Origin of the sequence: Neotabrizicola sp. VNH66 (assembly GCF_049445895.1) — a bacterium.
Classification (GTDB): Bacteria; Pseudomonadota; Alphaproteobacteria; order Rhodobacterales; family Rhodobacteraceae; genus Pseudogemmobacter.
Genome location: NZ_JBMSDW010000013.1, coordinates 108386 through 129182, shown reverse-complemented (window position 1 = coordinate 129182; position 20797 = coordinate 108386). Strand labels below are relative to the sequence as shown.

General features: G+C 67.8%; 15 protein-coding genes. 2 read left to right on the top strand and 13 right to left on the bottom strand.

Annotation, left to right across the window (positions count from 1 at the left end):
• The first annotated feature begins 2 nt into the window (after positions 1 to 2).
• Positions 3 to 1205, top strand: a complete 1203-nt coding sequence (locus ACO2Q5_RS17335; protein WP_423293363.1) for an efflux RND transporter periplasmic adaptor subunit — start codon at positions 3 to 5, stop codon at positions 1203 to 1205.
• An 11-nt stretch (positions 1206 to 1216) separates the two neighbouring features.
• A complete protein-coding gene (locus ACO2Q5_RS17330) occupies positions 1217 to 4528 on the top strand; it encodes an efflux RND transporter permease subunit (protein ID WP_423293361.1) in 3312 nt (1103 codons plus the stop codon).
• Between the two features lie 44 nt (positions 4529 to 4572).
• Here the strand turns inward: ACO2Q5_RS17330 and ACO2Q5_RS17325 are convergent, their stop codons facing one another.
• From ACO2Q5_RS17325 to ACO2Q5_RS17265, 13 genes are all read right to left on the bottom strand, one after another.
• On the bottom strand, positions 4573 to 6252 hold the full coding sequence (locus ACO2Q5_RS17325; RefSeq protein WP_423293359.1) for a hydantoinase B/oxoprolinase family protein: 1680 nt from the start codon (positions 6250 to 6252) through the stop codon (positions 4573 to 4575).
• A 66-nt stretch (positions 6253 to 6318) separates the two neighbouring features.
• Positions 6319 to 8337: a hydantoinase/oxoprolinase family protein gene (locus ACO2Q5_RS17320; RefSeq protein WP_423293357.1), complete on the bottom strand. Its 2019-nt coding sequence runs from the start codon at positions 8335 to 8337 to the stop codon at positions 6319 to 6321.
• Entirely contained in the window at positions 8338 to 9033 is a 696-nt protein-coding gene (locus tag ACO2Q5_RS17315; protein ID WP_423293381.1) for an ABC transporter ATP-binding protein, read from the bottom strand.
• On the bottom strand, positions 9026 to 9730 hold the full coding sequence (locus tag ACO2Q5_RS17310; protein ID WP_423293355.1) for an ABC transporter ATP-binding protein: 705 nt from the start codon (positions 9728 to 9730) through the stop codon (positions 9026 to 9028). Before ACO2Q5_RS17310 ends, ACO2Q5_RS17315 begins: the two co-directional genes overlap by 8 nt.
• Positions 9727 to 10761, bottom strand: coding sequence for a branched-chain amino acid ABC transporter permease (locus ACO2Q5_RS17305; RefSeq protein ID WP_423293353.1), 1035 nt, complete (start codon positions 10759 to 10761; stop codon positions 9727 to 9729). Before ACO2Q5_RS17305 ends, ACO2Q5_RS17310 begins: the two co-directional genes overlap by 4 nt.
• Positions 10758 to 11639, bottom strand: a complete 882-nt coding sequence (locus tag ACO2Q5_RS17300) for a branched-chain amino acid ABC transporter permease (protein WP_423293351.1) — start codon at positions 11637 to 11639, stop codon at positions 10758 to 10760. Before ACO2Q5_RS17300 ends, ACO2Q5_RS17305 begins: the two co-directional genes overlap by 4 nt.
• Before the next feature lie 62 nt (positions 11640 to 11701).
• Complete coding sequence (locus tag ACO2Q5_RS17295) at positions 11702 to 12973, bottom strand: ABC transporter substrate-binding protein (RefSeq protein WP_423293349.1); 1272 nt, start codon at positions 12971 to 12973, stop codon at positions 11702 to 11704.
• Positions 12974 to 13031: 58 nt separating this feature from the next.
• Positions 13032 to 14348 (bottom strand): hypothetical protein, encoded by a 1317-nt coding sequence (locus ACO2Q5_RS17290; protein ID WP_423293348.1) that lies wholly within the window; start codon positions 14346 to 14348, stop codon positions 13032 to 13034.
• A gap of 29 nt (positions 14349 to 14377) precedes the next feature.
• Entirely contained in the window at positions 14378 to 14959 is a 582-nt protein-coding gene (locus ACO2Q5_RS17285; protein ID WP_423293346.1) for an amino acid synthesis family protein, read from the bottom strand.
• On the bottom strand, positions 14952 to 15782 hold the full coding sequence (locus ACO2Q5_RS17280; RefSeq protein WP_423293344.1) for a UPF0280 family protein: 831 nt from the start codon (positions 15780 to 15782) through the stop codon (positions 14952 to 14954). The genes ACO2Q5_RS17285 and ACO2Q5_RS17280 overlap by 8 nt, the downstream gene beginning before the upstream one ends.
• Positions 15779 to 17215, bottom strand: coding sequence for a 6-hydroxynicotinate reductase (locus ACO2Q5_RS17275; RefSeq protein ID WP_423293342.1), 1437 nt, complete (start codon positions 17213 to 17215; stop codon positions 15779 to 15781). The genes ACO2Q5_RS17280 and ACO2Q5_RS17275 overlap by 4 nt, the downstream gene beginning before the upstream one ends.
• Positions 17212 to 19908, bottom strand: a complete 2697-nt coding sequence (locus tag ACO2Q5_RS17270; RefSeq protein ID WP_423293340.1) for a molybdopterin-dependent oxidoreductase — start codon at positions 19906 to 19908, stop codon at positions 17212 to 17214. The genes ACO2Q5_RS17275 and ACO2Q5_RS17270 overlap by 4 nt, the downstream gene beginning before the upstream one ends.
• A complete protein-coding gene (locus ACO2Q5_RS17265; RefSeq protein ID WP_423293338.1) occupies positions 19905 to 20717 on the bottom strand; it encodes an FAD binding domain-containing protein in 813 nt (270 codons plus the stop codon). The genes ACO2Q5_RS17270 and ACO2Q5_RS17265 overlap by 4 nt, the downstream gene beginning before the upstream one ends.
• Positions 20718 to 20797: the final 80 nt, after the last annotated feature.

Here is a 20797-nt window from a genome sequence, read left to right as displayed (position 1 = left end):
CCATGCGTTCTGTTTCTGCCCTTGCTCTGTCGATTTCCGTTCTGGCGCTGACCCCCGCCGCGCTGACCCCGCCCGTCCTTGCGCAAGAGGCGGCCGCCTCTGAACCCGCGCCGGAGGCCGCGCCCCCCGCCCTGCCCGCCATCAACGTGACCGAAACCGCGCCGCGCGCACTGACCGACCGGGTGATTGCCACCGGGTTGATCACGCCGGTGGAAGAGGTGCAGGTCCAGCCGCTGATCGAAGGACAGCCCATCGAATCGCTGCTGGCCGATGTGGGTGACAGCGTGACCGAGGGGCAGGTTCTGGCCGTTCTGTCGAAAACCGCGCTGGAATTGCAGAAATCGCAGGCCTTGGCCTCGCTGGCCTCGGCCCGCGCCACCATCGCCCAGGCCGAGGCGCAACTGGTCGAGGCCGAAGCTTCCGCCGCCGATGCCGCCCGCACTGCGGAGCGCACCGCCAAGCTGAAGGATCAGGGCACGGCCACTCAGGCGGCGGCGGACACCGCCAATGCCAATGCCGTGGCGGCCACCGCGCGCGTCACCGTGGCGCGCCAATCGCTGGAGGCCGCGCGGGCGCAGATGGCGCTCTATGAGGCGCAGATGGCCAATGTCGATCTGCAGCTGACCCGGACCGAGGTGAAGGCGCCCTATGCCGGCCGCATCACCGCGCGCAATGCCACCATCGGTGCCATCGCCACCGCTGCCGGTCAGCCGATGTTCGTTCTGGAAAAGGACGGCGCGCTGGAAATGCGGGCCGACCTGTCCGAGACGGATGTGCTGCGGGTTTCGGCCGGGCTGACTGCCCGGATCACGCCGGTCGGTGTCACCGCACCGATCGCGGGCACGGTGCGGCTGATCGAACCGGCCATCGACACCACCACCCGTCTGGGCCGGGCCCGGATCGCGGTGGATGATCCCGGCCAGCTGCGCGCGGGCATGTTCGCCGAGGCGCAGATCATCGTGGCCGAGCGTCAGGCGCTGGCTGTGCCGGTGACGGCCATCAGCACCGCCGAAGGCCATACCACCGTGATGCGGGTGAAGGATGGCGTGGTGGAACAGGTTCCGGTCACGCTTGGCATCCGCGACGGTGGCTGGGTCGAGGTGGCGGATGGCCTGTCGCAGGGGGATCTGGTGGTCACCAAGGCCGGATCTTTCGTGCGCGCAGGTGACCGGATCAACCCGATCACCGCTGCCGCGGCCAACTGAGCGAGGGGCGCATGAACTTTTCCGCATGGTCCATCCGCAATCCGATCGCGCCGCTGCTGGCGTTCTTCATGCTCATGATCCTGGGTTGGCAGTCGTTCAACAGCCTGCCCATCACCCGGTTCCCGAACATCGACGTGCCTCTGGTGTCGATCACCGCCGTGCAGGGCGGTGCCGCGCCAAAGGAACTGGAAGGCCAGGTCACCAAGGAAATCGAAGATGCCGTCGCGGGCATCAACGGGGTGAAGAACGTCACCTCCACCATCAATGACGGGGTCAGCACGACGGCGGTGGAATTCCGCATGGAAGTGCCCACCGAACAGGCGGTGCAGGATGTCAAGGATGCCATCGACCGCATCGTGGGCGACCTGCCCGCCGATGTGGAAACCCCCATCGTCGCCAAGATCGACGTCGAGGGGCAGGCCGTTCTGACCTATGCCATCACCTCGCCCGGGCGCACGCTGGAAGAGCTGTCGTGGTTCGTCGACGACACGCTGACCCGTGCGCTGCAGGGCCGCCCCGGCATCGGCCGGGTGGACCGCTACGGCGGGGTGGACCGCGAAATCCTGATCGAGCTGGATCCGGTCCGGCTGGCCAGCTACGGCATCACTGCCGCGGCGGTCAGCCAGCAGATCGCGCTGACCAATACCGATCAGGGCGCGGGCAAGGCCGAACTGGGCGTGGGCGAACAGTCGATCCGCACCCTTGGCAACCAGAGCACGGTGGACGCGCTGGCCGCAGCCACCATCGCTTTGCCCTCGGGCCGTCATGTCCGGCTTTCTGATCTGGGCACCGTCACCGACAGCTTTGCCGAACCGAAAAGCTTTGCCCGCCGCGATGGTGAGCCTGTGGTGGTGATGTCGGTCTACCGCTCCAAAGGCGCGTCCGAGGTCTCGGTGGCCGAGACGGTGGATGCCGCGCTGGAGACGGTGCAGGCCGCAAATCCGGACGTGCAGATCCAGCTGCTGGACGATCAGGTCTATTACACCCGTGGCAATTACGAATCCGCCCTGAACACGCTGATCGAAGGCTCGATCCTTGCCGTTCTGGTGGTGCTGATCTTCCTGCGCAACTGGCGCGCGACGCTGATCGCGGCCGTGGCCCTGCCTCTTTCGGCGGTGCCCACCTTCCTTGTGATGGATCTGATCGGCTTTTCGCTGAACCTCGTGTCCTTCCTTGCGCTGACACTGGCGACGGGCATTCTGGTGGACGATGCGATCGTGGAAATCGAGAACATCGCCCGGCACATCAAGATGGGGAAAACCCCCTATCGCGCCGCCATCGACGCGGCGGATGAAATCGGGCTGGCGGTGATCGCCACGACCATGACCATCGTGGCGGTCTTCGTGCCCGTCAGCTTCATGCCCGGCATTCCGGGCCAGTATTTCAGCCAGTTCGGCCTAACGGTCGCGGTATCCGTGGTGTTCTCGCTTCTGGTGGCGCGTCTGATCACGCCGATGATGGCCGCCTATTTCATGACCGACAAGGATGCCGAGGGCGAGCACGGCAAGGACGGCCCGTTCATGCGCGGCTACCTTTGGCTGGTGCGGCACACCACCGCCGTGCCCAAGGTGTTTGGCGTCCGCATCCCCGCCTATTACCTGACGCTGGTCGTGGCCATCGGCGTGGTGATCGTCTCGGTCGGGATGATGATGCAGATTCCGGGCAACCTGTTCCCGCCGGATGACGAAAGCCGCTTTGCGATTTCCGTCGAACTGCCGCCCGGATCGACGCTGGCCGAAACCGACCGCACCACCGCCGCCATGCGCGAGGCCATCGCCGGCGTTGAGGGGATCGACCATATCATGGTGATCGGCGGCTCCTCCCCCTTGGGCGACCGGGAAATCCGCCGGGCGAACATGGTCGTCCTTCTGGAAAAGCGCGATGTCAGTCTGGAACGGAAGCTGTTCGATCTGGCGATGCAGCTGCCCTTCGTGGACCAGTGGCTGCATCTGCCCAAGGCCGAAGGCCGCCTGAAGCCGCAGATCGAGATCGAAGCCGAAGTGTTCGAGGCGCTGCGCGACATTCCCGACATCCGTGCCTACAAGCTGGGGGGGCCGGGTGCAGGCGGCCGTCCCTTCGCCTATGACGTGCTGTCCACCGATGCGGATGACCTGACGCAGGCTGTGGCGCAGATCGAAAAGGCGCTGTCCGGGGAGCCGCTCTTCGTCAACGTCTCCTCCGAAGGCAACCTGCCCCGGCCCGAGATTCAGGTGACGCCCCGTCTGGACGAGGCCGCGCGCCTTGGCGTGACCACGCAGGCCATTGCCGCCACGCTGCGGGTGGCCACCATCGGCGATCAGGATTCCGCGCTGGCCAAGCTGAACATCGACGACCGGCAGATCCCGGTCCGGGTGCGGCTGGCCACCGGCGCCCGCACCGATCTGGACCAGATCGCCGCGCTGAAGGTGATGACGTCCAGCGGCGCCATGGTGCCCCTTGCCTCGGTGGCCGATATCGCGGTGTCCGAAGGCCCGGCACAGATCAAGCGGCTGAACCGGCAGCGCGTCGCCTCCATCGGGGCCGACATGCCGGTGGGCGTGGTGCTGGATCAGGCCACCGCCCGCTTCACCGAAATTCTGGCCGGGCTTGACCTGCCGCCTTCGGTCACCGTGCGCCCCTCGGGCGACGCCGAGGTGCAGGCCGAACTTGTGACAAGCTTCCAGAATGCCATGGTCATGGGGCTGATGCTGGTGCTGACGGTGCTGATCCTGCTGTTCCGCTCGGTCATCCAGCCCTTCACCATCCTGTTCTCGCTGCCTCTGGCCATCGGCGGGGTGGCGGGTGCGCTGATCCTGACACAGAACCCGATGTCGATGCCGGTGCTGATCGGGATCCTGATGCTGATGGGGATCGTGACCAAGAACGCGATCCTGCTGATCGACTTTGCCATCGAGATGCGGGCCCGCGGCATGCGCCGGATCGAGGCGGTGGTCGAGGCCGGGCACAAACGCGCAAGGCCCATCGTGATGACCTCCATCGCCATGTCGGCAGGTATGCTGCCCTCGGCGCTTGGCGTGGGCGAAGGTGGCACCTTCCGCGCGCCGATGGCGATTGCGGTGATCGGCGGGATCATCGTCTCCACCGTTCTGTCGCTGGTGGTGGTGCCCGCCTTCTATCTGATCATGGATGACCTGTCGCGCGGGCTGGGCTGGATCTTCGGCCGCTTCGTCGGCAAGAAGGATGAAGAGGCCCCGCCGCCCGAACCCGCGGCCCTGGCCGAACGGATCGACCGCGGTGCCGAAAGCCTCGCTTTGCTGAACGCTCGGATCTCCGCACTGGAAGCCGCACGCGCCCCGGCGAAACCACTGTCTGCGGCAGAGTGATCAGAACCCCCGGCGGTCCCTCCGCCGGGGGCTTTTCTTTGCGGTCAGGCCTTCGGCCAAAGCCGGGCCGCCTCTTCCGCGGTATAGCGCCCCAGCCGCACATCCTCGGCCACCAGCGCCGGGTCGCGCCCGGCAGGGTCACCATAGCCACCGCCGCCCGGGGTGCGGACCCGCACCCGGTCTCCGGGCGCAAGGGCGATGTCCTGCGCCTTGGACAGATGGTCCGGCACCATGACCTGTCCGCCGCGACGGATTTCGACCCGGTTCACCGCGCCCTCGCCCCCGCCAAGTGCGCCCTGCGGGCCGGTGCGCCCGTGGTCCATCACAAAGGACGCCCGCGCGCTGCCGCGCAGCACCTCAATCTCATAATCCAGACCAAAGCCGCCGCGGAACGCGCCCGCCCCGCCGGACCCTTCGTGCAGCGCGTAGCGTCGATAAAGGACCGGGAACTTCTGCTCCATGATCTCCACCGGCGGCGCCTTGGAAATGCCGATGGTGGAACAGCCGTTGGCAATGCCGTCGCCCCCCGCAAACCCGCCATAGCCGCCGCCGGAAATCTGGTACATCACATAGCCTTGGCCCGTTTCGGGATCATGACCGCCCAGTCCGAAATTGCCGCTGGTCCCCGCCGGGGCCGCGGTCACAAGACCGGGCAAAGCCTGCACCAGGGCTGCAAAGACCGCCTCGGCAATCCGCTGGCTGACCTCAGCCGCGCAGCCCGAAACGGGGCGCGGGTAATGGGCGTCCAGGAAGGTGCCCTCGATCCCGCGCACCTCCAGCGGCTCGAACGCGCCCGCGCTGATCGGCACATCGGGAAAAATGTGCCGCACCGCCAGATAGACCGAGGACAGCGTCGTCGCCCGGACCGAGTTCATCGGGCCCGCGCAAGGCAGGCTGGACCCGGTGAAATCGAATGTCAGCGTTTCCTCCGTCCGCGTCACGTTCAGCGCGATGGTCAACGGCTCGTTCACCACCCCGTCCGAGTCGATATAGGCCTTCGCCTGATACCTCCCCTCCGGAATGGCACCGATCTTCGCCCGCATCTGCCGGGCGGCAAGGTCACGCATCCGGGCAATCGCCTCGCGCACCGTCGCATCGCCATAGCGGTCGATCAGCGCGGCCAACCGCTCCGCCCCCACCATCAGCGCACTGGCCTGCGCCTTCACATCGCCGATCCGCTGGTCGGAAACGCGGATGTTCGAACAGATGATCGCCCAGATTTCCGCATCCAGCACACCCTTCTTGAACAGCTTGACCGGCGGCAGCCGCAGCCCCTCCTGCTCGGCGCTGATGGCACTTGCGGAAAATCCGCCCGGCACCATGCCGCCCGTATCAGGCCAGTGCCCGGTGTTTGACAGCCAGCACCAGATGGCCCCGTCGCGCCAGACCGGCATGGCAAAGCGCACATCCATCAGATGGGTGCCGCCCAGATAGGGGTCGTTCACGATATAGATGTCACCCGGCTCCGGCGCCGCGGTCACGCCCGCGCGGATCCGCTCAATCAGGGTGCGGGTGGAAAATTGCATCACCCCCACAAACACCGGCAGCCCTTTGGAGCCCTGCGCGATCAGCGACCCGTCCTCGGCCGAATAGATCCCGTCCGAACGGTCATCCGCCTCGGCGATCACCGGCGAAAACGCCGCGCGGGAAAAGGTCAGGTCCATCTCGTCGCAGACCTGCTGCAACCCCGCCTGTATCACCGCCAGCGTCACCGGATCGATCATGACCTGCCCCTTTCCAGTTTGTCCAAATATCCCGGGGGTGCGGGGGCTGGCCCCCGCTCCGCCGTCTCAGCCCTCGATCCGCACGATCAGATTGCCGTCCGCGTCCGATGTCACCCTGCACCCCGGCTCCACCACCACGGTCGTATCCATCTGCTCGATGATCGCGGGGCCGGTCAGGTCCAGCGCCAGCGGCAGGTGATCGCGCCAGTAGACCGGCACCTGTTGCCAGCCGCCGAACCAGACGGCCCGCATCTCCTGCGGCACCGCTTCAGCCTTCCGCCCCGCGGGGTCGATCAGCCTTCCAAGGTCCAGTTCCGCTCGCCGCCCGGTCACGCTGGTGTTCAGGTTCATGACCGAGGCGCGGATTTCCGGCAGCTCCACCCGGAACCGGGCGTGATAGGCCGCTTCGAACAGGGCCTGCATCTCTGCCGCGGTGGGCCGGGCAGAGGGCAGCGGCACCCGCAGAAGATGGGTCTGGCCGATGAACTGCATATCGGCGGAATATTCCGCGCGCACCTCGCGCACCTCCACCCGCTCGGCGGCGATCAGGCGGCGGCCCTCTTCCTCCTGCGCGGACAGGATGGCCGCGGCCTCCTCCATGTCCAGCGCGGCCAGCGGGCGGTTGACCGTGCGCACGAAATCATGCCGCAGATCGGCCACCACGCAGCCAAGCGCATTGGTGATGCCGGGCCGCGCCGGGACCAGCACCTTCGGCACCGCCAGCTCCCGCGCCAGCGCCACCGCATGCAAAGGCCCCGCGCCGCCGAAAGCAAACAGCGCAAAGTCGCGCGGATCGGCCCCAACCGAGAGAGAGACCATGCGGATCGCGCCCGCCATATGAATATTGGCGATCCGCACCACCGCCTCGGCTGCTTCCTCGACAGAAAGGCCAAGGGGCTGCGCGATCTGCACCGCCATCGCCGCGCGCGCAGCTTCGGCGGCCTGCCCGAACCGTGCCGCAGGCAGCCGCCCGAGGATCAGGTTCGCGTCCGAAATCGTAATCCGCGTGCCGCCCCGGCCATAGCAGACCGGCCCGGGATAGGAGCCCGCCGAATCCGGCCCGACCCGCAGCATGCCGCTTTCATCCACCCGCGCGATGGACCCGCCGCCCGCGCCCACGGTGCGCACATCCACCATCGGCACATGGATCGGCATGGCATATTCCACCTCGATCTCGTTCGAGACCGGGGCCACCCCGTCGCGGATCATCGCCACATCGGTAGAGGTGCCGCCCATGTCATAGGTCAGAAGGTCGGGCATCCCGGCGCGCCGCCCGGTGGCGACAGCCGCCATCACGCCAGAGGCGGGGCCGGACATCACCGTCTTCACCGCCTCGCGGGCCACATTCTGCGCGGCGACCATGCCGCCATTGCCGTTCATCACCAGCAGATCGCGCGCATAGCCCTGCGCCGCCAGTTCTCCGGCCAGACGCGAAACATAGCGTTCCAGAATGGGCTGCACGCTGGCATTCACCGCCGCCGTGACACCCCGCTCATATTCCCGCGCCTCGGAGAGGAGGGCGTGGCCCAGCGTCACATAGGCATTGGGCCAGATCTCTGCCGCGATCTCTCCGGCCCTGCGCTCATGCGCGGAGTTGGCGTAGGAATGCAGGAAATGGATCACCAGCGCCTCACACCCGCTGTCCAGCAGGGTGGCGATGGCCGCGCGCAGGGCGGCTTCGTCCAGCGGCGTGACCACCCGGCCCCGGGCATCCATCCGCTCCGGCACCTCCAGCCGCAGGTCACGCGGGATGATCGGCACGAAGCGGCCCGCCATGCCATAGGGCTGCGGCCGGGTGCGGCGACCCAGTTCCAGCACATCGCGAAAGCCTTCGGTCGTGATGATCCCGGTCTTCGCCAACTGCCGTTCCAGCACGGCATTGGTGGTCGTGGTGGTGCCATGGACGATCAGGTCCAGATCGGCCAGATCGGCCCCTGCCGCGGCAAAGGCGGCCATCACCCCCGGCGCCTGATTGGGCAGGCTGGTCGGCACCTTGGCCAGACGCACCTGACCCGAGGCCGGATCGAAGATCACCAGATCGGTGAAGGTTCCGCCCACATCGACGCCCGCCACCAGCCCCGCCATTCAGACCCCCACGAATTCCGCAAACTGCCGCGCGCCGGGGCGCAGATCGGCGGCTTCGGCCACTTCCTCCACCCGGCCATGCGCCATGAAGGCCACCCGGTCCGCCATGCGCAGCACCGCCTCGACCCGTTGTTCCACCAGAACGACGGCCACGCCCTGCGCCTTCAGTTTCATCACCGCCTCGCGGATCAGGGCGATCATGCTGGGTTGCAACCCCTCGGTCGGTTCGTCCAGCAACAGCACCTTCGGCTCAAGGCAAAGCGCGCGGGCAATGGCCAGCATCTGCTGTTCGCCGCCCGACAGGGTGCCCGCAGCCTGCCCCAGCCTTTCGCGCAGCCGGGGGAACAGCGACAGCACATGATCGCGGATTTCCCGCCGGTTGCCGCGGATCAGCCCGCCGACCTCAAGGTTTTCGGCCACGGTCAGCGGACCGAACAGACGCCGCCCCTGCGGTACCCAGGCCAGACCATGGCCCGGCACCCGATGCGCGGGCAGCCCGCGCAATTCAACGCCCGCCAGCCGGATACTGCCCTCAGTTGCCGGGACAAGGCCCATGATCGTCTTCATCAGAGTGGTCTTGCCCGCGCCGTTGCGGCCCATGACGCAGGTGACCTGCCCGGCGGCAGCGGTGAAATCCACCCCCCGCAGCACGGTGACCGGGCCATAGCCCGCGGTGACGCCGGTGAGGTCAAGCACCAAGATAGGCCTCCTGCACCGCCGGATCGGCCCGCACTTCGGCGGGCGTGCCGCGCGCCAGAACCTGCCCGAAGTTCAGCACGGTGATGCGGTCGGCCACCTCCATCACCACCTCCATATTATGCTCGATCAACAGGACCGAAACCTCGGGGACCAGCGACCGGACCAGCGCCTTGAACCCCGCGATCTCTCCCGCGGCAAGGCCCTGCGTGGGTTCGTCCAGGATCAGGACCCGTGGCGCGAGGGCCAGCCCCATCCCAAGTTCCAGAAGCCGCTGGTGGCCGTAGGACAGCAGGCCCGCCGTCTCCCGCTCCATCCCGGTCAGGCCCACGCGATCCAGCGCGGCGGCCACCACCTGCGCCACCGGCCGCCGGTCCCGACCGCCCTGCGCGGCCAGAGCCACGTTGTCAAAAACGCTCATCCCCGGAAAGACCGAGGTGATCTGGAACGTATAGCCGATGCCGCGGCGCACCCGGGCATGGGCGGGCAGCCGGGTGATATCCTCCCCACCCAGCAGAATCTGGCCGGACTGCACTGGCAGCCGTCCCGAAAGCAGGCTGACGAAGGTGGTCTTGCCCGCCCCGTTGGGGCCGATCAGGGCATGGACCTCGCCCGCGGCCAGCGTGAAATCCACCCCGTCCACCGCGCGCAGCCCGCCGAAGTGCCGCACCAGTTGCCGCGCTTCCAGAAGGCTCATGGCAGGTCCCTCCAGACATGCGCGCGGACCCAGCCAAGGATGCCGCGCGGCGCGAAAAGGACCAAAAGGATCAGCGAGATGCCGACCACGAACAGCCATGCGCTGGAGGCCCATCCGGCGAAATCGGCCAGCAGTGCCGACAGGCCCGGCATCACGCCGGACAGGGCGCCTGCCAACCCCCGCAACCCTTGGGCCAGAAGGCCCGGCCCGGCGTCGATCAGGTAGAACATCACCGCCGCGCCCAGAAGCGGGCCAAGGACGGTGCCCGCGCCACCCATCAGCACATAAAGCATCGGCAGGATGGAATACTGGATCGCGGCAAAACTGCCGCCCGCATAGCCGAACAGCACCGCATAGCCCGCCCCGGCAAGGCCAGACAGCACGCCGGACAGGACCAGCACGGCCAGTTTTCGCGCATAAGGATCATAGCCCAGCATCCGGCTGCGTTCTTCATTCTCGCGCAGCGCCACCAGCACCCGCCCATGGCGCGACCGCATCAGCGCCAGCGCCAGCAGAACTCCCACGGTGCACAGGACCCAGGCCGCCACGAAGCGCGGCCCCTCTTGCGAGAGGTCAAAGCCCAGAACCTGCCGTCCCGCCGTGGGCAAGGTAAAGCCCTCATCCCCGCCGGTCCAGCTGTTGAAATACAGGATCGTCAGCGCAAAGGCCTGCGCAAACATCAGGGTGACGATCATGAACGCCACCCCTGCCGTCCGCAGCGCCAGAAGCCCCACCAGAAGCGCAGCGATGCCCCCGCCCAGCAGACCAAGAAGCAATGCCGTGCCGCCCGATACGCCCCAGTGCCATGCGGGCAGGCCCCCGGCATACATGCCCGCCGCAAAGAACAGCGCGTGCCCGAGGCTCAGAAGCCCGGTATAGCCGAAGGCCAGATTATAGGCGCTGGCAAACAGCGCCAGCACCATGATCCGCGCCAGATTGGTGACGTGATAGGGTGGCAGCACCCATTGCAGCGCGAACAGCACGGCCAGAGCCGCCAGATGCACCGCCCAGATCATGGCCCCCCGCGTCATGCCTGGCGTGTCCCGAAGAGGCCCTGCGGGCGAAACACAAGGACCAGCGCCACCGCCAGCGTGGCGATGATCTTGGCCAAGGTCGGCGTCCAGAACATCGACACCACCCCCTCGGCCAGCCCGATGATCAGCGCCGCGGCCAAAGTGCCGCGCAGGGACCCCAGCCCGCCGATGATGACCACGATGAAGCTCAGCAGCAGCGGGTCGCCCCCCATCAGGTAATGCGCCTGCTGGATCGGCACGATCAGCACACCCGCCACCGCCGCCAGCGCCGCGCCAAAGGCGAAGGTGCCCATATAGACCCGGTCGACATTGATGCCGAAGGCGCGGGCGACGTCGCGGTCCACCTGCGTGGCCCGCATCACCAGCCCCGCCTTGGTGCGCGTCATCAGAAGCCACAAGGCCCCCAAGAGCGCCAGCGCCGCCACGATCACGAAAAGCTTGTAGCCGGAATAGCCGAACCACGGCAGCTGCAGCCGGAAATCGAACGGTTTGATCACCGCCTGCGCATTCGGCCCGAAGAAGGTCAGCGCACCCTGTTCCAGCAGATAGAGCAGGCCAATGGTGGCCACGATCGTCGCCTCCGGGTCGTAATTCACCCGCTTCAGCACCAGCTGATCGGCCAGCGCGGCGATCAGTGCCACCGCCAAAGGCGCCACCAGCAGCGCTACCACAAAGGCCACCAAGGGCGGCCCCGGCACATGGCTGGCCACCACGAAGGCCAAGACCGCGCCCAGCATGTAGAACGTGCCATGCGCCACGTTGACGACGCGCATCACCCCGAACACAAGGCTCAGCCCGCTGGCGGCCAGCGCCAGCACGGCGGCCATGACCAACCCCTCCATCAGGGCCAGAAGCAACATCGGTCCAAGGCCCATGGGCCGCCCTTCCTTGCCGGGGGAAAGACCGGCGGGACGAACCCGCCGGCCGGTCTGTCAGATCAGAACGACATCGTGGTGTAATCCACCGCGTCGGGATACATCCCTTCCTCGATGGTGGTCTGGTGCACCTTCACCAGCTTTCCCCCCTCCAGTTTGGAGATGTATTGCGAGCCGAAGACCTGATGGGTCTTGCCGTTAAAGGTCTTGGCGCCCTGCGGATGGTCGATGCCGTAAGGCAGATCGGTGATCGCCTCCATCGCCTCGACCAGCTTCTGCCGGTCGTCCGGGCCGGTATAACCTGCGGCCTCCATCCCCTGCTTGATGAAGCTGAGCGTTTCCCAGACCGAGAACATGTGGGAATAGGTGGAGACATCCTTCGCGTCCGACACGCTGGCGCCATTGTCATCCACACCAACGGCGGCGCGATATTCATCCTCGGCCGCGCCCGCATCGGCGGGCTTCACCCGGGGATAGCCTTCCCAGAAATGGCTGCCCTCCAGAAACTCCAGCCCCGGTGTTGCGGTATCCACCGCCTCCAGCGAGTCGATGAAGCCGAAAAGCTGCGGCTTCGCGCCCGAGCCGTAGAATTCGCCCAGTTCCTGCACGAAGGTCAGCACCGCGGGGCCGACCATGACGTGATAGATCACCTCGGTCTCGGCCGGGATCTGCGCGAAATAGCGGGTGAAGCTGGTTTCCGTCGGCGGGATCGGCACCTGCGCGATGACCTCGCCGCCCTGTTCCTTGATCGCGGCGGTAAAGAAATCGCGGTGATCATGGCCAAAGGCATAATCCGGGAAGAACATGGTGACCTTCTTGCCCAGATTCTGGCTGACCCACGGCGCCATGGTCGAGATCTGCGCCCGCACATCGGTGATGCCCGGTTGCAGCGTCCAGCGGTTCAGCGCCCCGCTCGCGACGTGATAGCCTTCGGAACAGACCAGATAAGGCACCTTCAACTCTCCCGCGCGGGGGGCCGATCCCATGACGACATGGCTGAACAGCGTGCCAAAGACCAGATCGCAGCCGTCCTTGGTCACCAGCTTGTCAACCACCTCGGCCCCGCGCTTGGGATCGGTGGCATCATCCTCGAACAGGATCTCCACCGGGCGCCCGGTGATGCCGCCCGCGTCGTTGATCCGCTTCAGCGCGGCCTGGGCGGTGCGCTCATACCAGCGGCCATAGGCGGCGCCGATGCCCGTGCGGTGCAGCTGGAACCCCAGTTTGATCGGCGCGGCCTGCGCGCCCACGCTGGCGGGCAGCATGCCTGCCAGAACGCCCGCCCCCGCGCCTTTCAGAACCGTCCGGCGGCTTGGTTGCCACAGCTTCGTCATCCCTACACTCCTTCGTCGGGCGGGCGCATCTTTGCGGGCGCCGCGCGGTTGCAAGTCGTCACCCGGTCCGGGCGGTGGACAACAGCCACAGCCCCAGAACGGTATATCCCACCATCAGCGCCGTCATCGGCAGATGCGCTGCGGCACGCATGCCCGGCCCCGCCAGCTTCAGCGACAGGACGACGGCCAGAAGATGCGCCAGAAGGATGGCCGCGAATTGTGCGCCATAGATCAGCGGCATCAGCCCCGGATCGGTCAGAAAGCCGAAGCTGACATAATAGGGCGGCAGGCCCAGCCAGCTTTCGCCGGTGAATAAGGGATCATTCAGCGCGGCCAGCGTATATTGCCCCGCGGTCAGCAGCATCACCAGATAATGCGCCGCGTGATAGCCCGCCGCGATGGCCAGAAAGGACAGCATCACCGGCCCGGTGGCAAAGCCCCTGCCCCCGATCCGCCGGCCAAGCGCCACCGCCGCCAGCGTCAGGCCCAGCGTCAGCGCCCAGGCCGTCAAGAGCCCCGCCGTATTGGCCCAGACCACGGCTGAGCGGCCCACAGGTTCCAGCGGGTTTTCCCCGATGATTCCCTGCCACCAGAACGTCTCCGACAGCCCGTCAAAGGTCAGCGCGGCCAGCACCATGGTGACAAAGACCACCGCAGAAAACGGCAGCGGCGGCATCCCCGCCACCTGAGTGCCGGGCCATCCGGCGCAGAGCCGCGCCCGGCCATCAGCGGTTTCCACCCACAGAGGCGACACCCGCGACAGCATTCCGAACAGCACGGTCAGGAACTCTCCCTCGTGCAGCCAATCCTCGCCGCGCCAGACGCCGATGAGGAAGATCACGGCCCAGTAGAGCGCGGCCAGCGTGGCCAGCACCGCCGGATCGTCGGGGTAGAGCGAGATCATCTGGAACCAGCTGAACCCGGCAAAGCCCAGCACCGCGGGCCCGTGCCCCATTGACCCGGCCCCGCCCGTCCGCCCGATCAGCGCACGGGTCAGCCGCACCGGCCCGGTCCACGGGTTCACCACCGCCCAGAGGTTGCCCACCAGCATCGACGCCAGCGGAACTGCAATCCAGACCCCGGTCCAGAACACCAAAGTCATCAGGTTGTGCATGGGATCGCGGCTGCCGAACCAGCCGGTGAAGATCAGGCCGAGAAGGCACAGGAAGGCCAGATAGCTGGGCAATGTGACGGACAGCGCCCGCCCCTCGGCCAGCGTCACCGCCCGGAACGCGGGCAGCCGGTGGGCCATGGCGCCCAGAACCGCCGTCAGCCCCACCGTCAGCGCGGCGGCGGTGATGTAATGCCCGGTCGGCAGCGTCAGGATGACCGAGGGCGGCAGCGCACAGGCGAAGGCGGCGCCCGGAAGCGCCATCATACCCGCCGTGAATGCCGCCTGTCTCTTCACCGCAGCCCGTCCTCGCCCTTCACCTGTTCCACCTCCAGCCCGCCCATGCGGCTGTGCACCCGTCCGCCCCGCGCCATGGCCAGCGCGAACAGCACCTCGTTCGCGCGCGGACCGTCGGCACAACTGACTGTAATCACATCGAACCGCGACCGCACATAGGCCGCGTTCAGGTGACCCAGGGGAATGTCCAGCGTGGCGCCCATCCCGCCCACCTTCATGGCGCTTGGCACGATGGCGCGGCATTCGCCCAGCCGGTCGCGCATGCCGTAGCCGCCCGAGACGTGCCAGATCGCGCCATGCTCGCTTTCGCCCGCCTCGCCCACAAGGGCGCCCTTGCCATAGGCGTCGATCCCGTCACGCCCGCCCATCGCCGCGACCAGCCGGTCGGTCAGCAGAAGCGCCAGCGGTTTCAGCGCCTCCATCGCGGGTTGAAGTTCTGTGACAAAGCGGCCCGCGAAGGGATTGGCACAGATGGCATAAATCGCCCCGCGCAGCGGCGGCACGGCCACCGGCGGGCCGCCTTCGTGGTGGATTTCCTCCACCTGGGTCACGATCTTGCGCAGCGTGAAATCAGACACGCTCTTCCTCCTTCGCCAAAAGAATCCCGTCTGCGGTTGCCCGCATCCGGCCCTGCAGAAACAGCGCCGCCCCCTCGATCAGGCCCTTGGCGCGCAGTGCTTCGGCCAGATGTGACGCAGCGTCAAGGGCAATGTCGCATTCGGCGGGCAAAAGGTCGGAAACGGCCACGGTGACCAGCCTGTCGCCCAGATCGCTGTCGGCCTGCACCTGCCGCGCAGGGCGGCGGGTGATGCCGGGATGTCCGGGCAGATCCACCGCATTGGCGATCATCGTCGCCGCCGCATCGGCCATGGCCGCCGTCCGCGCCAGCACCGTCACGGCATCGGCAATGCCCAGCGACAGGCTGCGCCCGCGCCAGCCCGAGGTGGCGATGCCGCGCACCCGGTCCGCATGGCGGATTGTCACCCGCCCGCCGCCGCAGGCCAGCGCGCAGGTCAGGCTTTCGCCGTGGGTCAGATACAGCGCGATGTCGCCGCCGTTGTTCACATGGGCCGAGGCAAGGCCGGGGCCGGGCAGAACCCCGGCAATCTCCTCCGCCACGGCGCCGGCCACAGCGGCCATAGGGGTGATGAAAGCGGGCCTGTAGGGAGCAACCGCCGCAGCCATCCTGCGGGCGATCCGGCATTGCGGCTGACCCAGTGGTGAGCGCAGTAGCGGCAGTTCTTCGACCAACTCATCAAGAACGGTTGAAAACCGTTGTACCGCGCGGGTTTGCGCGGCGGAGATGGCATCGCGGCTGCCCTTCAGCCCCACCAGAATGTCGATGGGGCCGTGCTGAAGATGCAGCCTGCCGTCCGGCAGAAGGGCGGCAATCGCGGTCATCCCCCCTCCCGCGGCCAAAGTTTCGCGGCGGTCGGATATTCACCGCCCTGCCGGATCATCCCGTCCAGATCGGTGATGGCCTCGGCATGGCCGCCCATTGCAAGGTAATCCTCGCGGCGCAGGGTGAATTCCAAGGGTGCCACCAGCGCGGGCGTCGGCACATAGCCAAAGGCGCCGGGTGGCAGGCGGGTCACATCCACCATGAAGGTGATCCCGCCGCCGGGCCAGACAAAGACCTCCGCCCCGCCAGAGGTCAACCGGGTGAAGCCGCCCTGCACCGACCGGGTCAGCCGCACCGGGTTCTGCGTGACCCCCGCCCGCAACGAGCCGCCCGCGCCGCCCATGAACAGCACGGTGCAGAGCGACGGTTCACAATTCTCATCAATAAGTTCGACGGTTTTCTTCAACACATCCGGCAAGGCGGCCGGCTGCGGCACCAGCGCCTCATCCAGCACGTAATAGCCGAACTGCTCTCCGGTGGTGGAGACCATCAGCAGCCGCAACCCCGGCCGCGCACCCTTCTTCGCATTCCAATCCCCCAGAATCTCCAGCGGATCGGTCAGCCGTGTGCCGCCCCAGCCCAGACCTGGTTCCGACACTTTGAAATAGCGTCCGGGGGTGGAGCGGTGCCCCCTGATCTTGATCCCCGTCGGCTCCCAATCAATCACTTTCCCGGCCTGATGTTCCGAGACGACGCCGGTGATGTGATCATCCACCACGACAACTTCGTCGACCAAGCCCTTCCACTGGCTGGCGAACATGCCGATGGTGGCCGATCCGCAGCCGACCCGCATCCGCCGTTCCGGCACCCCGTCCACGATGGGCGGACGCCCCGCCTGCACGGTCACGGCGGAGCCGCCGTCGATGGTCAGCTCCACCGCCTCGGCGTTGCAGAGCGCCAGCAGCGCCGCGCAGGTCAGCCGCCCCTCGGCCTTGGACCCGCCGGTCAGGTGATGTACCCCGCCCAAGGACAGCATCTGGCTGCCGTATTCCGCTGTGGTGACATGGCCGATGGCCTCGCCCCCGGCGCGCACCACGGCGCCCTCGGGCCCAAGGAAACGGTCGGTGTCGATCTTCACCTTGACGCCGCAGTAGGAAAAGATCGCCTCCGTCACCACGGTGACCATATCGGCGTCCCCGATCCGGCTGGAGACGATGAAGGGCGCGGGTTTGTAATCCGGGTAAGTGGTGCCCGCGCCGATCCCGGTCACGAAGGCATCGGCCGGAACCGGGCTGCCGTCCCAGTCGCGCGCGGCAAAGGGCACGATGCGGCCACCCTGTTCCTGCGCGCGGGTCAGCAGCACGACCGGATCGGTGCGGACGATCCGGCCCGCCTCATTCGCATAGCGGTCACAGGCGCCGGTCTGGCCGGGGGCGATGTAGCACATCACCGGGCAGGCATCGCAGCGGAGTTTTTCGGGCGCGTCGGTCATGCCTTTCCCTCCATCGCGGCCCCCTCCATCGCGGCAAGGATACGATGCGGCAGCGCAGGCACCCTTGTGATCTCGGCCCCTGTGGCATGGCGGATCGCGTTCAGGATCGCGGGTGCCGTGGGGATCAGAACATGTTCGCCCAGACCTTTGGCACCAAAGGGGCCTTCGGGATCGGGGATTTCCAGGATCAGGCTCTCGATCGGCGGCACGTCGCCGGTGGTGGGGATCAGGTAGTCGTGCAGGTTCTCGGTCCGCCCGGCGATATATTCCTCCATCAGCGCAAGGCCGATGCCCTGCGCGATGCCGCCTTCGATCTGGCCGGTCACCAGCACGGGGTTGATCGCACGGCCCACATCATGGGCGGCGGTGATCCGGTGCAGCGTCACGGTCCCGAGCGCGCGGTCCACCGAAAGCTCCACCATCTGGGCGCCATAGCCATAAAGCGCATAGGGCGTGCCCTGCCCGTTTTCATCAAGGCCGGTGGTGGGCGGGTCATAGCTTTCCTCGGCCATCAGGACATAGCCCTGCGGATTCTCGGCCAGATTGCGCAGGTCCAGATCGGTGCGGGCGGTGCCCTCGGTGACCGTCAGAACCCCGGGCGAGACCGTAATCACCGCCTGCGGCCCGGCATTGGCGCGGCGCAGGATCTCGGCCCGCAGTGCCCGGCCGGCCTTTTCCGCCGCCCGGCCCGAGACAAAGGTCTGCCGGCTGGCCGAGGTCTTGCCCGCATCCGGCGTGACCGCCGTATCGCCGCCCAGCAGGCGCAAGGCATGGACCGGCAGGCCAAGCGCATCGGCGGCGATCTGCGGGATCACCGTCATCGCGCCCTGCCCGATATCCACCGCGCCCTGATGCAGCACGACCTCGCCGCTGCGGGTGACGCCGATCCGCATGGTGGACGGGTTCGGCAGCGAGGTGTTGCCGCAACCATACCAGCAGGACGCCACGCCCACGCCACGCCCCGGCGCCTGCGCCGCCCAGTCCAGCGCCGCCTGCCAGCGGGGCCGCAAAGCCTCAAGGCAGGGCGCGATGCCGGTGGCGCGCAGCACCTGCCCGGTGGCGCTGGCCTGCCCGTCGCGCAAGGCGTTCAGCAGCCGGAACTCCAGCCGGTCCAGCCCGGCCTTTTCCGCCAGCCGGTCATAAAGCGTTTCCTGCCACAGCGCGCCCTGCGGCACGCCAAAGCCGCGGAAGGCGCCGGAAACCGGGCCGTGCGTGTGCACCGCCCGCGCCCGTGCGGTGATGTTCGGCGTGAGGTAGGGACCCGAGACATGGACCGGCACCCGGTTCGCCACGGTGGGGCCCCAGCTGGAATAGGCACCGGTGTTGAACCTTCCCTCGAACTCCACCGCCGTGATGCGGCCCGCGGCGTCACAGCCGATGCGTCCCGTCATCTCGGCCGGGTGGCGCTTGGTGGTGGAGGCCATGCTTTCGCTGCGGGAATAGATCATTCGTGCGGGCCGCCCCGTCTTCAGCGCGACAAGCCCGATCAGCGGCTGCAAGGACAGGTCCAGCTTGGATCCGAAGCCGCCGCCGACGGCGGAGGGGATGATCCGCACCCGCTCCAGCGGCAGGCCCAGCACGGCGGCGGTATCCTCGCGGTCCATGCCCGGGGCCTGCGTGCAGGCGCGGATACAGAGCGTGTCCCCCTCCATCCACGCCACCCCGGCCTCCGGCTCGATATAGGCGTGTTCGACAAAGGCGGTGGTCATCCGGCCTTCGACGACATGGGCGCTGGCGGCCAGCGCGGCAGCGGCATCACCCTTGCGCACCCGGCCCTCGGTCAGACGGTTCTGCGGGCGGTTGAGGTGGATGAGCGGCGCGTCCTCCGCCTCAGCCTCCTCCGGGGTCAGCAGCGCGGGAAGCGGCGTCCATGTCACCGGAAAGCCGGTCATGTCCGGCTCTACCCCCGGCTCGAAAGCAACAATGGCCACGCATTCGCCCCGGAACCGGGCCGGGCTTTCGGCAATCGCGGGCTGGTCAGCAAAGGGTGCAATGACGGAAAAAGCGTTGCGGCCGGGAATGTCCGCCGCGGTCCAGACCCCCGCGACGCCGGGCCGGGCGGCAAACTCCGCCAAATCGCCGAAGGTGAATGCCGCATGCGGATGGGGTGACCGCACCGCCCGAACCGTCAGCGCGCCTTCGGGCGCCAGATCCGCGCCGAAAACATCGCCCGCCACCTTGGCCGCGCCGTCCAGCCGAGCCACAGGGGCGCCCACGGCCTGCCCCGCGGCAGGCTCCGGCCCGCTGTTGCCGACCGAAGTGTCGCAAACCGCCGCCAAAATCTTGCGGTATCCGGTGCAGCGGCACAAAACCCCGCCAAGCGCCTCCTGCGCCTCCCCCTCACTGGGTGTGGGATTGCGGGCCAGCAGTTCCGCCCCCGCCAACAGCATGCCGGGGGTGCAGATCCCACATTGCGCCGCCCCATGGCGCAGAAAGGCCGCGCGCAGGCGCGTCAGTTCGGGCGTGTCGCCTTCGACGGTGGTGATTGCCGCGCCCTCGGCCCGGGCGGCGGGAACAAGACAGGCGCAGACCGCCTGCCCGTCCATCAGCACGGTGCAGGCCCCGCAATCGCCCGCATCGCAGCCAACCTTGGTGCCGCGTTGGCCGAGGCGTTCGCGGAGTGTTTCGGACAGTCGCTCGCTTCCCGGGGCGTCGACGGTGACGGGCTGGCCGTTCAGGGTGAAACCGATCATGTCAACGCCTCCACCCCGCGGCGGAGCAATTCCGCCGCCGCCTGCGCGCGATAGGCGGCGGTGGCGCGGACGTCGTCGATCGGCGCCAGCCCGGCGGCCACGGCGACAGGGTCCACCCGCCCGGCGGCGCCCGCCACCGGCCCTTTCAGCGCCGCCTCGACCGCGGGCAGACGGCGGGCCACGGCGGAACAGGCACCCACGGCCACGGCGGCACGGATGATCTCCGGCCCGGACACCACCAGCCGCACTGCCACCATGGCGATGGAAATCACCAGATGCGCCCGCGCGCCCAGCTTCAGGAACACCGACTGCCCCGCAACCGGCGGGATCAGAACCGCGGCCATCACCTCACCGGGCTGCAGGGCGGTGCGCCGGGGACCAAGCAGGAAATCCTCCAGCCGCAGGACCCGGCGGCCCTGGCCCGACACCAGCTCTACCGAAGCCTCCAGCGCCATGAGAGGCGGCACGCCGTCCGCCGCGGGCGAGGCGTTGCAGAGATTGCCGCCCACCGTTCCCGCATTCTGGATCTGCCGCGCGCCCACCTGACGGGCCGCCTGTTGCAGTGCCGCACAGGCGGGCGGCAGCGCCGCCTCGGCCACCGCGGTCCATGTGGTGCAGGCGCCGATCCGCAGCCCCTGCGGCCCTGAGGTGATGCCGATGAACCCCGGCACCGCGGTCAGGTCCACCACCGGCCCGGAAAGCCGCGCGCCCGCACCGGGATAGAGATCCGTCCCCCCCGCCAGCACCCGGGCGCCCCCGGCCAGACCGGCCAGCGCCTCATGGAGCGTTGCGGGACGGAGATACTCCATCTGGCCTCCAAACAGGTTCGGATTTCATTCGCGCACGAACAAGCTGCGCCCGCCCGGCCCCCGCTGTCAACAGGCTTGCG